Genomic DNA, 12,983 nt, shown 5'->3' on the forward strand with positions numbered 1-12,983 from the left:
TTATCCTGACAGGCGCTTGAGAAAAGCGTTTGCCTGCATCTGCCAGATTATTTGTCAGTCTTGCCAGGTTAAAAAAAGACCGGGGTGGCATCACACCCCGGTCAACGTGCGAGAGAGAAAAGAGTCAGGCGTCACCCTGCTGGCGCGCCACCAGCGTCAGAATGGAGTAGAGCGCCACGGCCTGCTGATGCTGGTTAAAAATCTCAACGGCCCACTCCACCACGCCCGTCGGTTTTTCCTCGGCGGTGCGTTGTTTCTTCAGCGTTTTACGTTTGCAGGTCAGGCGCACCTGAATGGTATCGCCCGGTTTAACCGGCTCGATAAAGCGCAGGTTTTCCATGCCGTAGTTGGCAATCACCGGCCCGACACCCGCATCAACGAACAATCCTGCTGCGGCGGAAATCAGGAAATAACCGTGGACCACGCGTTCGCCAAAGATTGACTCTGCCGCGCCAATCTTGTCCATGTGCGCGTAAAAGTGATCGCCGCTCAGGCAGGCAAAGTTCACGATATCCGCTTCTGTGAGCGTACGACGCGGCGTCAGCAGGCTGTCGCCCGGCTGCAACTCCTCGAAGTATTTACGGAACGGATGAACGCGATCTTCCTGCACGTCAGCACCGCGCACCCACTGTTTGCCAATGGCAGCCAGCATGGATGGACTGCCCTGAATGGCGGTGCGCTGCAGATAGTGCTTCACTGCGCGCAGGCCACCCAGCTCTTCACCGCCGCCCGCGCGACCTGGACCACCGTGGACCAGTTGAGGAAGCGGAGAACCGTGGCCGGTAGACTCTTTCGAGGATTCCTCATTGAGGACCTGAATACGTCCATGAGCGCGTGCCGCACCGGCAATAAACTGACGGGCGGTTGCCAGATCCGCAGTGACCAGCGTCCCGGCCAGGCTTCCACCGCCCGCGCGGGCAAGCTGCATCGCGTGGGCTGCATTGCGATACGGCATCAGGGTCGCAACCGGACCAAAGGCTTCAGTGGCGTGAACTGCCGGTGTTTCATCCGGCTGCGGACAGAAAAGCAGGGTCGGTGGGAAGAAGGCACCAGTAGCCTGCAAATCCGCTTTGCCCCCCAGGCGGATTTCACAGCCTGCGGCAACCAGCTGATCCACTTTCTCCTGAACGTCCGCACGCTGTTCGCTGTTCACCAGCGCGCCCATTTTTACCCCTTCCTGCGCCGGGTCACCCACCACCACTTTTTCCAGCCGCGCGATTAGCGCCTGGCTGACGGCATCGAGCCGCGTCTGCGGCACAATGATGCGGCGGATCGCCGTACATTTTTGTCCGGACTTGGCGGTCATTTCACGGACGACTTCCCGAATGAACAGGGCAAATTCTGGCTGGTCTGGCGTAACGTCTTCCCCCAGCACGCAGCAGTTCAGGGAGTCAGCTTCCATGGTGAAGGGAATGGAATTCGCCACAATATTGGGGTGGACGCGCAGGCTTTGCCCGGTACTGGCGGAGCCGGTAAACGTCACCACGTCCTGGCTGTCGAGATGATTCAGCAGATCCCCTGCGCCACCGCAGATTAGACTGATGGCGCCGTCCGGTACCAGGCCGCTGTCGATAACGGATTTCACCATCGCCTGGGTCACCTGCGCTGTGGCGGTAGCGGGTTTGATGATGGCAGGCATCCCGGCGAGCCAGGTGGGTGCCAGTTTTTCCAGCATGCCCCAGCACGGGAAGTTAAAGGCGTTGATATGAACCGCTACGCCCGATTTTGACGTCAGGACATGGCGTGCGGCAAAACCACCTTCCTTCGACAGAGGGATCAACTCATCCTCAGGCCACAGTGTGTCATCCGGCAGTTCGCGGCTGCCCAGGCTGGCATAGGTGAAGAGGGTACCGATACCGCCTTCAATATCCACCCAGCTGTCTGCCTTTGTCGCCCCGGTCTGGGCGGACAGGGCATAAAACGTCTCTTTGTGACTAAGCAGATGTTTCGCCACCGCCTTCAGCATGGCAGCACGTTCGATAAAGGTCATTTTGTGAAGTGCTTCGCCGCCGTGCTCAATGGCATAGCGACGGGCGGCCGCCATATCCAGCCCTTCGCTGGTCACGCTCCACAGCGCTTCGCCAGTGATGGCGTGATGAATAGTGCGTTCGCGGCCCCGACCAGACTGCCAGGTACCGGACAAGAAGCTGGCTAACTGCTGCATCGCTTATCTCCAAATGTTACGAAAATTCACCATTAATAGTTTGATCGTGAATCATAAAAATCAAGCTGAGTTTTAATGATTTGTTAACATTGTGATCCGGCACTGATGAAGTGCAGTGCGCAAACACCCGGATGTTAGGGTGTGCTGTAAAAGCCTTGCGAGCGGCATCACAAAACCAGGAAACAATTCTTGGGGTTATATTTAACCTTTGTGTAACTTTTAAAAAACAAAGTGATTCAACATTTCGCTTTAGATTGCAAACTAACGAATCATAAAGGTGATGACGTGACGCAAGAACAACGGTTTGAGCAGCGCATAGCGCAGGAGACGGCGATAGAGCCCCAGGACTGGATGCCTGAGGCCTACCGCAAGACGCTGATCCGCCAGATTGGCCAGCACGCGCACTCCGAAATTGTCGGCATGCTGCCCGAAGGTAACTGGATCACCCGCGCACCGACGTTGCGTCGTAAAGCGATCCTGCTGGCGAAAGTGCAGGACGAAGCCGGACACGGTTTGTACCTGTATAGCGCGGCAGAAACGCTGGGCTGCGCGCGGGAAGACATCTACCAGAAGATGCTCGACGGCAAGATGAAATACTCCTCCATCTTCAACTACCCAACCCTGAGCTGGGCCGATATCGGCGTGATCGGCTGGCTGGTGGACGGCGCAGCCATCGTTAACCAGGTGGCGCTGTGCCGGACCTCTTATGGGCCGTATGCCCGCGCAATGGTGAAAATCTGTAAAGAAGAGAGCTTCCACCAGCGTCAGGGCTTTGAAGCCTGCATGGCGCTGGCGCAGGGGAGCGAGGCCCAGCGCCAGATGCTGCAGGACGCCATCAATCGTTTCTGGTGGCCGGCACTGATGATGTTTGGGCCGAACGATGACAACTCGCCGAACAGCGCCCGCAGCCTGGCCTGGAAAATCAAACGCTTCGGCAATGACGAACTCCGCCAGCGTTTTGTCGACAACACCATTCCCCAGGTGGAGATGCTCGGCATGACGGTGCCCGATCCCGACCTGCGTTTTGACGACGAGAGCGGTCATTACCGTTTCGGCGAGATCGACTGGCAGGAATTTGAAGAGGTGATTAACGGGCGTGGCATCTGTAACCACGAACGCCTGGCCGCCAAACGCAAGGCCTGGGAAGAGGGGGCGTGGGTGCGTGAAGCTGCACTGGCGCACGCAGAAAAACAACATGCCCGCAAAGTGGCTTGAGAGGAATCACGATGAGCAATGTCTACTGGCCGCTGTACGAAGTGTTCGTACGCAGCAAACAAGGTTTGTCCCACCGTCACGTGGGAAGTCTGCATGCCGCTGACGATCGCATGGCGCTGGAAAATGCGCGTGATGCTTATACCCGCCGCAGCGAAGGGTGCTCCATCTGGGTGGTCAAGGCGAGCGAGATTATCGCTTCCCAGCCGGAAGAGAGCGGCGAGTTCTTCGACCCGGCGGAAAGCAAGGTCTACCGCCACCCGACGTTTTACACCATCCCTGATGGCATCGAGCACATGTGAGGTTGGGGATGAAAACAGTCACTGCATATGCCCTGCGTCTGGGCGACAACGGTCTGGTGCTTTCGCAGCGTCTCGGCGCCTGGTGCGGTCACGCACCGGAGCTGGAGATCGACCTCGCGCTGGCCAATATCGGTCTCGACCTGCTGGGGCAGGCGCGCAATTTCCTGACCTATGCCGCGGAGCTGGAAGGCCAGGGCGATGAAGACACGCTGGCATTTGGGCGTGACGAGCGTCAGTTCCGCAATTTACTGCTGGTGGAGCAGCCGAACGGTAACTTCGCCGACACGATTGCCCGTCAGTACCTGATGGATGCCTGGAATGTGGCGCTATATGAACGCCTTGCACACAGCAGCGACAGTCAGCTTGCCGCCATTGCCGCAAAAGCCATTAAAGAGGCGCGCTACCATCTGCGCTTTAGCCGTGGCTGGCTGGTGCGCCTGGGTGATGGCACCGAAACCTCCGCGCAAAAAATGCAGCAGGCCATCGACACTTTGTGGCGCTTTACGGCCGAACTGTTCGAAGCCGATGACGTCGAGCTGGAGCTGATTGCCTCCGGCGTGGCGGTTGACCCGCGCACCTTGCGCCAGCCGTGGGAAAGCGAAGTGTTTGCCGGCCTGGCAGAAGCCAACCTGAAGGTACCCGACGAAGTGGCGTATCGCACCGGAGGCAAGAAAGGGCTACATACCGAACATCTGGGCCCGATGCTGGCGGAAATGCAATATCTCCAGCGCGCGTATCCGGGTCAACAGTGGTAATAGCGGAGGTCATGATGCAGCGTTTTGCTGAGATTGCACCTGCGGAGATCCCGCAGATCTGGTCGCTGTTAAGCCAGATCCCGGACCCGGAAGTGCCCGTGTTAACCATCACCGATCTGGGCATGGTGCGAAGCGTCGCACCGCAAGGTGAAGGCTGGGTCATTGGCTTCACGCCGACCTACTCAGGTTGCCCGGCGACGGAACACCTGCTGGGTGCTATCCGCGAAACGATGACCGCACACGGGTTTACGCCGGTTCATATTGTGCTCCAGCTTGAACCCGCCTGGACCACCGACTGGATGACCGCCGATGCCCGCGAGCGTCTGCGTGAATATGGCATCAGCCCGCCGGTCGGCCACAGCTGCCATGCCCATGCGCCCGCTGAGGTGACGTGTCCGCGCTGTGCGAGCACCGATACCTCGCTTATCAGTGAATTTGGTTCAACGGCCTGCAAAGCGCTCTATCGCTGCAACACCTGCCGTGAGCCTTTCGATTATTTCAAATGTATTTGAGGCTGCCATGACAACGTTTCATTCATTAACAGTGGCAAAAGTGGAACCCGAAACCCGTGATGCGGTAACGATCACCTTCGCGGTGCCGCAGGAATTACAGGACGCGTACCGCTTTCGTCCGGGGCAGCACCTGACCCTGAAAACGAAACTGGGCGGGGATGAACTGCGCCGCTGTTACTCCATTTGCCGGAGTAGCGCACCGGGTGAGATCAGCGTGGCGGTCAAAGCCATCGAGGGCGGACGATTCTCCCGCTATGCCCGGGATCAGATTAAACAGGGTATGGCGCTGGAGGTGATGGTTCCTCAGGGCCAGTTTGGCTACCAGCCGCAGGCGGAACGTGAAGGACACTATCTGGCGATTGCCGCAGGCTCCGGGATCACCCCGATGCTGGCGATTTTATCCGCAACGCTTGCCACCGAACCGAACAGTCATTTCACCCTGATTTACGGCAACCGCAGCAGCCAGAGCATGATGTTCCGCCAGGCGCTGGCGGACCTGAAAGACAAATACCCGCAGCGGCTGCAGCTGATCTCCATCTTCAGCCAGGAGCGTCTGGACAGCGATCTTCTCCATGGTCGTATTGACGGGGAAAAACTGCAGGCACTGGCGAAAACGCTGATCAACTTCCGCCAGTACGACGAAGCGTTTATCTGCGGTCCGTCGGCGATGATGGATGAGGCCGAAAGCACATTAAAAGCGCTGGGGATGCCGGAAAAAGCCATCCATCTGGAACGTTTTAATACGCCAGGTTCAGCGGCTAAACGCACGGTTAGCGTGCAGGCGGAGGGGCAGAAAGTCACCGTTCGTCAGGACGGCCGTGACCGTGAAATCACCCTGACGGCGGACGATGAAAGTATTCTTGATGCCGCACTGCGCCAGGGGGCGGATCTGCCGTATGCCTGTAAAGGCGGCGTGTGCGCCACCTGTAAATGTAAAGTGCTGCGCGGCAAAGTGGACATGGTGACCAACTATAGCCTGGAGCCGGACGAACTGGCCGCCGGGTATGTGCTGAGCTGTCAGTCGCTGCCGTTAACCGCTGACGTGATCGTCGATTTCGACGCGAAGGGGATGGCATGAGCGAACTGATTGTCACCCGCCATGGCCGCGTGTTGCAGCTGACGCTGAACCGTCCGGCGGCACGCAACGCCCTCAACAATTCGCTGCTGACGCAGATTGCGGAACAGCTTGAGGCGGCGGCCTGTGATAGCGGCATTTCTGCCTGCGTTATTTATGGCAACGAGCGTTGCTTCGCGGCCGGGGCGGATCTCAACGAAATGGCAGATAAAGACTTGCCGGCCACGTTGAACGATATCCGTCCGCAGCTGTGGAAGCGGATAGACGCATTTAACAAACCGCTGATTGCCGCCGTGAACGGCTTCGCGCTGGGGGCTGGATGTGAACTGGCACTGCTCTGCGACGTGGTGATCGCCGGGGATAACGCGCGTTTCGGTCTGCCGGAAATCACCCTCGGGATTATGCCTGGCGCGGGCGGCACGCAGCGCCTCATTCGCAGCGTGGGTAAATCCCTCGCCAGCAAAATGGTGCTGACCGGGGAAAGTCTCTCCGCGCAACAGGCGCTGAGTGCTGGGCTGGTCAGCGATGTGTTCCCGGTCTCCCTGACGCTGGAGTATGCCCTGAAGCAGGCGGCATTGATGGCGCGTCATTCGCCGCTGGCATTGCAGGCCGCGAAACAGGCGCTGCGCCAGTCTCAGGAAGTGCCATTGCAGGCAGGATTGGCACAGGAACGTCAGCTTTTTACGCTGCTTTCCGCGACCGAAGACCGCCGGGAAGGAATCAATGCCTTCTTACAGAAACGCACCCCCGACTTTAAAGGACGCTAATTGTGGAATTTATCCTGAGTAACGTAGAGCAAGGCGTAATGACCATTACGCTGAATCGCCCGGAGCGTCTGAACAGCTTTAACGACGTGATGCATCAGCAGCTTTCGGAGTGCCTGAAACAGGCCGAGCGTGATGACACCATCCGCTGTCTGCTGATCACAGGGGCAGGACGCGGTTTCTGTGCCGGTCAGGATCTGAATGACCGCAATGTTGACCCCAACGGCCCGGCGCCGGATCTGGGCATGTCTGTGGAGACGTTTTACAACCCGCTGGTGCGCCGCCTGGCAAAACTGCCGAAGCCGGTCATCTGCGCGGTCAACGGCGTGGCGGCCGGTGCCGGGGCTACGCTGGCGCTCGGATGCGACATGGTCATTGCGGCGCGTTCCGCCAACTTTGTGATGGCCTTCAGCAAGCTTGGGTTAGTCCCGGACTGCGGCGGCACCTGGCTGCTGCCGCGCGTTGCCGGACGCGCTCGCGCCATGGGGCTGGCGCTACTGGGGGACAAACTCAGCGCCGAACAAGCGCAGGCCTGGGGGATGATCTGGCAGGTGGTGGACGACGAGCAGCTTTCCGCCACGGCACAGCAGATGGCGCTGCATTTTGCCTCACAGCCGACGTTTGGTCTGGGGCTGATCAAGCAGGCCATCAACGCGGCGGAAACCAACACCCTCGATGCGCAACTCGATCTCGAGCGCGACTATCAACGCCTGGCCGGGCGCAGCGACGACTACCGCGAGGGCGTCAGCGCCTTCCTGGCAAAGCGCGCGCCGAACTTTACGGGGAAATAAGATGTTGAACATACGCACTGTCGCCGTGATTGGCAGCGGCACGATGGGTGCCGGAATTGCCGAAGTCGCGGCCAGCCATGGTCACCACGTCCTGATATACGACATCTCCGCAGATGCGATCTCGCGCGCCATTGACGGCATTCGCCAGCGTCTGGCTTCCCGGGTGACGCGGGGAAAACTCTCCGCAGATGCCGGTAGCCAAATCCTGGCCAGACTGCTGCCAGTGACCGATATCGAGGCACTCTCGGCGGCAGATCTGGTGATTGAAGCGGCTTCTGAGCGTCTGGAGGTGAAAAAGGCGCTGTTTGCACAGCTGGCCGCGATCTGCCCGGCACAGACGGTGCTGACCAGTAACACCTCGTCTATTTCAGTTACCGCGATTGCGGCCGACGTGCACCACCCGGAGCGCGTGGCGGGACTGCATTTCTTTAACCCGGCACCGGTAATGAAGCTGGTGGAAGTGGTCAGCGGGCTGGCGACCTCTCCGGAAGTGGCCGATGCGCTGTGCGAGCTGGCGCTCAACTGGGGGAAACAACCCGTTCGCTGCCAGTCAACGCCGGGGTTCATCGTGAACCGCGTTGCACGTCCGTTCTACTCTGAAGCCTGGCGCGCACTGGAAGAACATGTGGCCGCGCCGGAAGTGATTGACGCCGCACTGCGCGAAGGCGGCGGTTTCCCGATGGGGCCACTGGAACTCACAGACTTGATTGGTCAGGACGTTAACTTTGCCGTGACCTGTTCGGTGTTTAACGCCTTCTGGCAGGAACGCCGTTTTCTGCCTTCGCTGGTCCAGCAGGAGCTGGTGCTGGCGGGGCGACTCGGTAAAAAAAGCGGAAAGGGCGTTTACGACTGGCAAGGGGATAAACCCGACGTGCAGTGGGTTGAGCCCGTGGATGACAGTTATCGTCCGATGCGCATCGAAAAGAAAAGTGACGGCGTCACTGAAATTGACGATGTGTACCTGATGGAAACGCAGGGTGAAACCGCTCAGGCGCTGGCATTGCGCCTTAACTGTCCGGTGGTGATGGTTGACCGTATTGAGCGCGATGTGGCGGTGATTGCGGCGGCAGCCAGCAACCCGCAGACCGCGACGTTGAAAGCCATCTGGTACCTGCAACAGCAGGGCAAACAGGTCGTACAAATTGCCGATTATCCGGGCATGCTGGTCTGGCGCACGCTGGCGATGATTGCCAACGAAGCGCTGGATGCCCTGCAAAAAGGGGTGGCAAGCGAGAAGGATATTGATACCGCCATGCGCCTCGGCGTGAACTACCCGAGCGGTCCGATTGCCTGGGGGGAGCGTCTGGGCTGGCAACGTCTGCTGACGCTGCTGGAGAACCTGCAACGTCATTATGGTGAAGAACGTTATCGTCCCTGTTCACTGCTGCGCCAGCGTGCGCTTCTGGAGAGTAGCTATGAGTCCTAACGCCTGGCATAACGCCCGCACGATGTACGAAAAGGACGCCTGCGCGCAGGCGCTGGGAATCGACATCATTGAAATGGACGAAGGTTATGCGGTGGTGACGATGACCATCACCCCACAGATGCTTAACGGCCATAAAACCTGTCACGGTGGACAGCTTTTCTCGCTGGCGGACACCGCCTTTGCCTACGCCTGCAACAGCCAGGGGCTGGCGGCGGTCGCCTCCGGTTGCTCGATTGATTTTCTGCGTCCGGGCTTTGCCGGGGATACGCTGACCGCCATCGCGCGGGTAAAGCATCAGGGCAAACTCACCGGCGTGTATGACATTGAAATTCAGAATCAACAACAGAAAACCGTCGCCCTTTTTCGCGGAAAATCGCACCGCATTGGCGGCAGTGTGACAGGAGAAGCCTGATGCGTGATGCATTTATTTGTGATGGCGTACGAACCCCCGTGGGGCGTTACGGCGGCGCACTTTCCGCAGTTCGCGCTGACGATCTGGGGGCCGTTCCGCTGCGTGCGCTGCTGGCGCGTTATCCGCAGCTTGATCTGGAGCGGATTGATGATGTGATCCTCGGCTGCGCCAACCAGGCGGGGGAAGACAACCGCAACGTGGCGCGCATGTCGTCCCTGCTGGCAGGATTACCGCAGACGGTTTCCGGCACCACCATTAACCGCCTGTGCGGTTCGGGGCTGGACGCGATTGGCTTTGCAGCCCGCGCTATTAAAGCAGGCGATGGCGATCTGTTGCTGGCGGGCGGCGTGGAGTCCATGTCCCGCGCGCCGTTTGTGATGGGGAAAGCCACCGCCGCGTTTCAGCGTCAGGCAGAGATCTTTGATACCACCATCGGCTGGCGTTTTGTGAATCCGCTCATGCATCAGCACTTCGGAACTGACAGTATGCCGGAAACGGCAGAGAATGTAGCTGAATTGTTAAATATCAGCCGTGCCGATCAGGACGCTTTTGCGCTACGCAGCCAGCAGAGAACCGCCAGGGCGCAGCAGAACGGTATTCTGGCGCAGGAGATTGTGCCGGTGCTGGTGCCGGGTAAAAAAGGCGCGGTAACGGAATGTAGCGTGGATGAACATCCACGGGCGGATACGACACTTGAACAGCTTGCCGGACTGAAAACACCGTTTCGTAAAAATGGGGTGGTTACGGCGGGGAATGCCTCTGGCGTGAACGACGGCGCAGCGGCGCTGATCGTCGCCAGTGAACAGATGGCGCTCACGCAGGGATTAGTCCCGCGTACGCGTATTGTGGCGATGGCGACGGCAGGCGTGGAACCGCGTCTGATGGGCTTAGGCCCGGTACCTGCCACCCGCAAAGTGCTGGAGCGAGCCGGACTCAGTATCAACGATATGGACGTCATCGAGCTTAACGAAGCTTTTGCTTCGCAGGCGCTGGGCGTGCTGCGTCAGTTAGGGTTACCCGATGATGCCGCTCACGTTAACCCGAACGGGGGCGCTATTGCGTTAGGCCACCCGCTGGGGATGAGCGGTGCCAGACTGGCGCTGGCCGCAAGCAATGAATTGCATCGACGCAACGGGCGCTATGCGCTGTGTACGATGTGCATCGGTGTGGGTCAGGGCATTGCCATGATCCTTGAGCGTGTTTGAGCGAATAACAATGTGAGTACCCTACAATGACAAATACAACAAAGCTTGACCCGATCGAAACAGCATCCCTTGACGAATTACAGGCCCTTCAGACCGAGCGTCTGAAATGGACGCTGCACCATGCCTATAACAACGTACCGATGTACAAACGCAAGTTTGACGCAGCGGGCGTTCACCCTGACGATTTCAAAGAGCTGGCGGATATCCGTAAATTCCCGTGCACGACCAAGCAGGACCTGCGGGATAACTATCCGTTCGATACCTTTGCCGTACCGATGGAGCAGGTAGTGCGTATTCACGCCTCCTCAGGCACTACCGGCAAGCCAACGGTGGTGGGTTATACCCAAAATGATATCGACACCTGGGCCAATCTGGTGGCTCGCTCCCTGCGCGCCGCGGGCGGCAGTGCAAAAGACAAAATTCACGTAGCCTATGGTTACGGGTTGTTTACCGGTGGTCTGGGCGCGCATTACGGTGCGGAACGTTTAGGCGCAACGGTGATCCCGATGTCGGGTGGTCAGACGGAGAAGCAGGCGCAGCTTATCCGGGATTTCCAGCCAGATATGATCATGGTGACGCCATCCTACTGCCTTAACCTGATTGAAGAACTGGAACGCCAGATGGGCGGCGATGCCAGTACCTGTTCTCTTCGTGTGGGCGTGTTCGGCGCCGAGCCGTGGACGCAGGCCATGCGCCGTGAGATTGAAAAACGGCTAGGGATCACGGCGCTGGATATTTATGGTCTCTCTGAAGTGATGGGCCCCGGCGTGGCGATGGAGTGTATCGAAACCGCCGATGGTCCGACCATCTGGGAAGATCATTTCTATCCGGAGATCGTCAACCCGAACGACGGCACGCCGCTTAATGACGGCGAGCAGGGTGAACTGCTGTTTACCACGCTGACGAAAGAGGCGCTGCCGGTGATCCGCTACCGTACCCGTGACCTGACACGCCTGCTGCCAGCAACCGCGCGCAGTATGCGTCGTATGGACCGGATCAGCGGTCGCAGTGACGATATGCTGATCATCCGTGGCGTCAACGTCTTCCCGTCGCAGCTGGAAGAGGAAATTGTGAAGTTCGAACATCTCTCGCCGCATTACCAGCTGGAGGTGAACCGTCGCGGACATCTTGATTCACTTTCCGTGAAGGTGGAGCTGAAAGAGAGCAGCCTGACGCTGACGCACGAACAGCGTTGCCAGGTGTGCCACCAGTTGCGCCACCGCATTAAATCCATGGTCGGGATTTCAACCGACGTGATGATCGTTAACTGCGGCAGTATCCCGCGCTCAGAGGGGAAAGCCTGCCGGGTGTTTGATTTGCGTAAAGTCGCGGCCAACGGCTGAGTTTCTTCTTCCCTCTCTCCTCCGGAGAGAGGGAATGCAGAACTATGCTATGATTCATCCGGGACAAAAATTACAACAGAATGAATCACATGAAACTCGACGCCTTCATCCAGCACGCAGTCAGCTCCGTTCCGGTCAGCGGGACATCCCTTATCTCTTCATTATACGGTGACGCGCTTTCCCATCGCGGGGGCGAGATTTGGCTCGGAAGCCTGGCGGCATTACTGGAGGGTATGGGGTTCGGCGAACGGTTCGTGCGAACTGCGTTATTCCGCCTTAACAAAGAGGGCTGGCTTGACGTCTCGCGCATTGGACGCCGCAGCTTTTATCGCCTGAGCGACAAAGGGCTACGCTTAACCCGCCGCGCGGAGAATAAGATCTATCGCGCGGAGTTGCCCGCCTGGGACGGAAAATGGTTATTGCTGCTCTCTGAAGGCCTGGACAAAACCACGCTTGCTGACGTCAAAAAACAGCTGATCTGGCAGGGGTTTGGCACGCTGGCGCCGAGCCTGATGGCCTCGCCATCGCAGCATCTGGCGGATGTGCAGTCCCTGCTTCATGATGCTGGCGTGGCGGAAAACGTCATCTTCTTTGAAGCTCACTCGCCGCTGGCTTTATCCCGCGCTGCGCTGCGTTCGCGGGTGGAAGAGTGCTGGCAACTGACCGAACAAAACACGATGTACGAAACGTTTATTAGCTCGTTCCGACCGCTGCTGCCGCTGCTGAAAGAGGCGACACCAGAGGAGCTGACGCCAGAGCGTTGTTTCCAGATCCAGCTGTTGCTTATCCATTTTTATCGTCGTGTGGTGCTGAAAGACCCATTGCTGCCGGAAGAGCTACTGCCTGCGCACTGGGCCGGGCAAAGCGCCCGGCAGCTCTGCATCAATATTTATCAGCGTGTGGCACCAGGGGCGCTGGCGTTTGTCAGTGAGAAAGGCGAAACCTCCGTCGGTGAACTGCCCGTGCCCGGCACGCTCTACTATCAACGCTTTGGTGGTCTTACGAGCACATAAGGAGTGAGG

At 58.6% G+C, this 12,983-nt stretch carries 13 protein-coding genes; 12 read left to right on the forward strand and 1 reads right to left on the reverse strand.

What is annotated here, in order from left to right; translation table 11 throughout:
- Positions 1 to 124: 124 nt before the first annotated feature.
- The gene (gene paaZ, locus ACLHV9_RS11445) at positions 125 to 2,164 is read right to left on the reverse strand and encodes a phenylacetic acid degradation bifunctional protein PaaZ (RefSeq protein ID WP_407220469.1); all 2,040 of its coding nucleotides are present in this window, start codon (positions 2,162 to 2,164) and stop codon (positions 125 to 127) included.
- 285 nt (positions 2,165 to 2,449) lie between these two features.
- Between paaZ and paaA the strand changes: the two genes are divergently transcribed.
- From paaA to paaX, 12 genes are all read left to right on the forward strand, one after another.
- Complete coding sequence (gene paaA, locus ACLHV9_RS11450) at positions 2,450 to 3,379, forward strand: 1,2-phenylacetyl-CoA epoxidase subunit PaaA (protein ID WP_028017549.1); 930 nt, start codon at positions 2,450 to 2,452, stop codon at positions 3,377 to 3,379.
- Between the two features lie 11 nt (positions 3,380 to 3,390).
- Positions 3,391 to 3,678, forward strand: coding sequence for a 1,2-phenylacetyl-CoA epoxidase subunit PaaB (gene paaB / locus ACLHV9_RS11455; protein ID WP_006175064.1), 288 nt, complete (start codon positions 3,391 to 3,393; stop codon positions 3,676 to 3,678).
- 8 nt (positions 3,679 to 3,686) lie between these two features.
- Positions 3,687 to 4,433, forward strand: coding sequence for a 1,2-phenylacetyl-CoA epoxidase subunit PaaC (paaC, locus tag ACLHV9_RS11460; protein ID WP_108089994.1), 747 nt, complete (start codon positions 3,687 to 3,689; stop codon positions 4,431 to 4,433).
- A 14-nt stretch (positions 4,434 to 4,447) separates the two neighbouring features.
- Positions 4,448 to 4,945, forward strand: a complete 498-nt coding sequence (paaD, locus tag ACLHV9_RS11465) for a 1,2-phenylacetyl-CoA epoxidase subunit PaaD (protein WP_028017547.1) — start codon at positions 4,448 to 4,450, stop codon at positions 4,943 to 4,945.
- 7 nt (positions 4,946 to 4,952) lie between these two features.
- Positions 4,953 to 6,023 carry a 1,2-phenylacetyl-CoA epoxidase subunit PaaE gene (gene paaE / locus ACLHV9_RS11470; RefSeq protein ID WP_407220472.1) on the forward strand — a complete coding sequence of 357 codons (1,071 nt, stop codon included), beginning with the start codon at positions 4,953 to 4,955 and terminating at the stop codon, positions 6,021 to 6,023.
- Entirely contained in the window at positions 6,020 to 6,787 is a 768-nt protein-coding gene (paaF, locus tag ACLHV9_RS11475; protein ID WP_028017545.1) for a 2,3-dehydroadipyl-CoA hydratase PaaF, read from the forward strand. Before paaE ends, paaF begins: the two co-directional genes overlap by 4 nt.
- The gene (gene paaG, locus ACLHV9_RS11480; RefSeq protein ID WP_128347900.1) at positions 6,787 to 7,575 is read left to right on the forward strand and encodes a 2-(1,2-epoxy-1,2-dihydrophenyl)acetyl-CoA isomerase PaaG; all 789 of its coding nucleotides are present in this window, start codon (positions 6,787 to 6,789) and stop codon (positions 7,573 to 7,575) included. The genes paaF and paaG overlap by 1 nt, the downstream gene beginning before the upstream one ends.
- Before the next feature lies 1 nt (position 7,576).
- On the forward strand, positions 7,577 to 9,001 hold the full coding sequence (gene paaH, locus ACLHV9_RS11485; protein ID WP_407220474.1) for a 3-hydroxyacyl-CoA dehydrogenase PaaH: 1,425 nt from the start codon (positions 7,577 to 7,579) through the stop codon (positions 8,999 to 9,001).
- Positions 8,991 to 9,413, forward strand: a complete 423-nt coding sequence (paaI, locus tag ACLHV9_RS11490) for a hydroxyphenylacetyl-CoA thioesterase PaaI (protein WP_028017542.1) — start codon at positions 8,991 to 8,993, stop codon at positions 9,411 to 9,413. The genes paaH and paaI overlap by 11 nt, the downstream gene beginning before the upstream one ends.
- The gene (gene pcaF, locus ACLHV9_RS11495) at positions 9,413 to 10,618 is read left to right on the forward strand and encodes a 3-oxoadipyl-CoA thiolase (protein WP_028017541.1); all 1,206 of its coding nucleotides are present in this window, start codon (positions 9,413 to 9,415) and stop codon (positions 10,616 to 10,618) included. The genes paaI and pcaF overlap by 1 nt, the downstream gene beginning before the upstream one ends.
- Positions 10,619 to 10,644: 26 nt before the next feature.
- The gene (gene paaK, locus ACLHV9_RS11500) at positions 10,645 to 11,961 is read left to right on the forward strand and encodes a phenylacetate--CoA ligase PaaK (RefSeq protein ID WP_028017540.1); all 1,317 of its coding nucleotides are present in this window, start codon (positions 10,645 to 10,647) and stop codon (positions 11,959 to 11,961) included.
- Between the two features lie 80 nt (positions 11,962 to 12,041).
- Positions 12,042 to 12,974 (forward strand): phenylacetic acid degradation operon negative regulatory protein PaaX, encoded by a 933-nt coding sequence (gene paaX, locus ACLHV9_RS11505; protein ID WP_028017539.1) that lies wholly within the window; start codon positions 12,042 to 12,044, stop codon positions 12,972 to 12,974.
- Positions 12,975 to 12,983: the final 9 nt, after the last annotated feature.

This window comes from Enterobacter sp. CPE_E890 (genome assembly GCF_046521475.1).
Classification (GTDB): Bacteria; Pseudomonadota; Gammaproteobacteria; order Enterobacterales; family Enterobacteriaceae; genus Enterobacter; species Enterobacter adelaidei.

Bases quoted from the DNA above. Each gene is read 5' to 3' on its own strand.
- paaF (WP_028017545.1), top strand. From the start codon at position 6,020: ATGAGCGAACTGATTGTCACCCGCCATGGCCGCGTGTTGCAGCTGACG.
- paaE (WP_407220472.1), top strand. From the start codon at position 4,953: ATGACAACGTTTCATTCATTAACAGTGGCAAAAGTGGAACCCGAAACC.
- paaB (WP_006175064.1), top strand. From the start codon at position 3,391: ATGAGCAATGTCTACTGGCCGCTGTACGAAGTGTTCGTACGCAGCAAA.
- paaC (WP_108089994.1), top strand. From the start codon at position 3,687: ATGAAAACAGTCACTGCATATGCCCTGCGTCTGGGCGACAACGGTCTG.
- paaZ (WP_407220469.1), bottom strand. From the start codon at position 2,164: ATGCAGCAGTTAGCCAGCTTCTTGTCCGGTACCTGGCAGTCTGGTCGG.
- paaI (WP_028017542.1), top strand. From the start codon at position 8,991: ATGAGTCCTAACGCCTGGCATAACGCCCGCACGATGTACGAAAAGGAC.
- pcaF (WP_028017541.1), top strand. From the start codon at position 9,413: ATGCGTGATGCATTTATTTGTGATGGCGTACGAACCCCCGTGGGGCGT.
- paaD (WP_028017547.1), top strand. From the start codon at position 4,448: ATGCAGCGTTTTGCTGAGATTGCACCTGCGGAGATCCCGCAGATCTGG.
- paaK (WP_028017540.1), top strand. From the start codon at position 10,645: ATGACAAATACAACAAAGCTTGACCCGATCGAAACAGCATCCCTTGAC.
- paaH (WP_407220474.1), top strand. From the start codon at position 7,577: ATGTTGAACATACGCACTGTCGCCGTGATTGGCAGCGGCACGATGGGT.
- paaX (WP_028017539.1), top strand. From the start codon at position 12,042: ATGAATCACATGAAACTCGACGCCTTCATCCAGCACGCAGTCAGCTCC.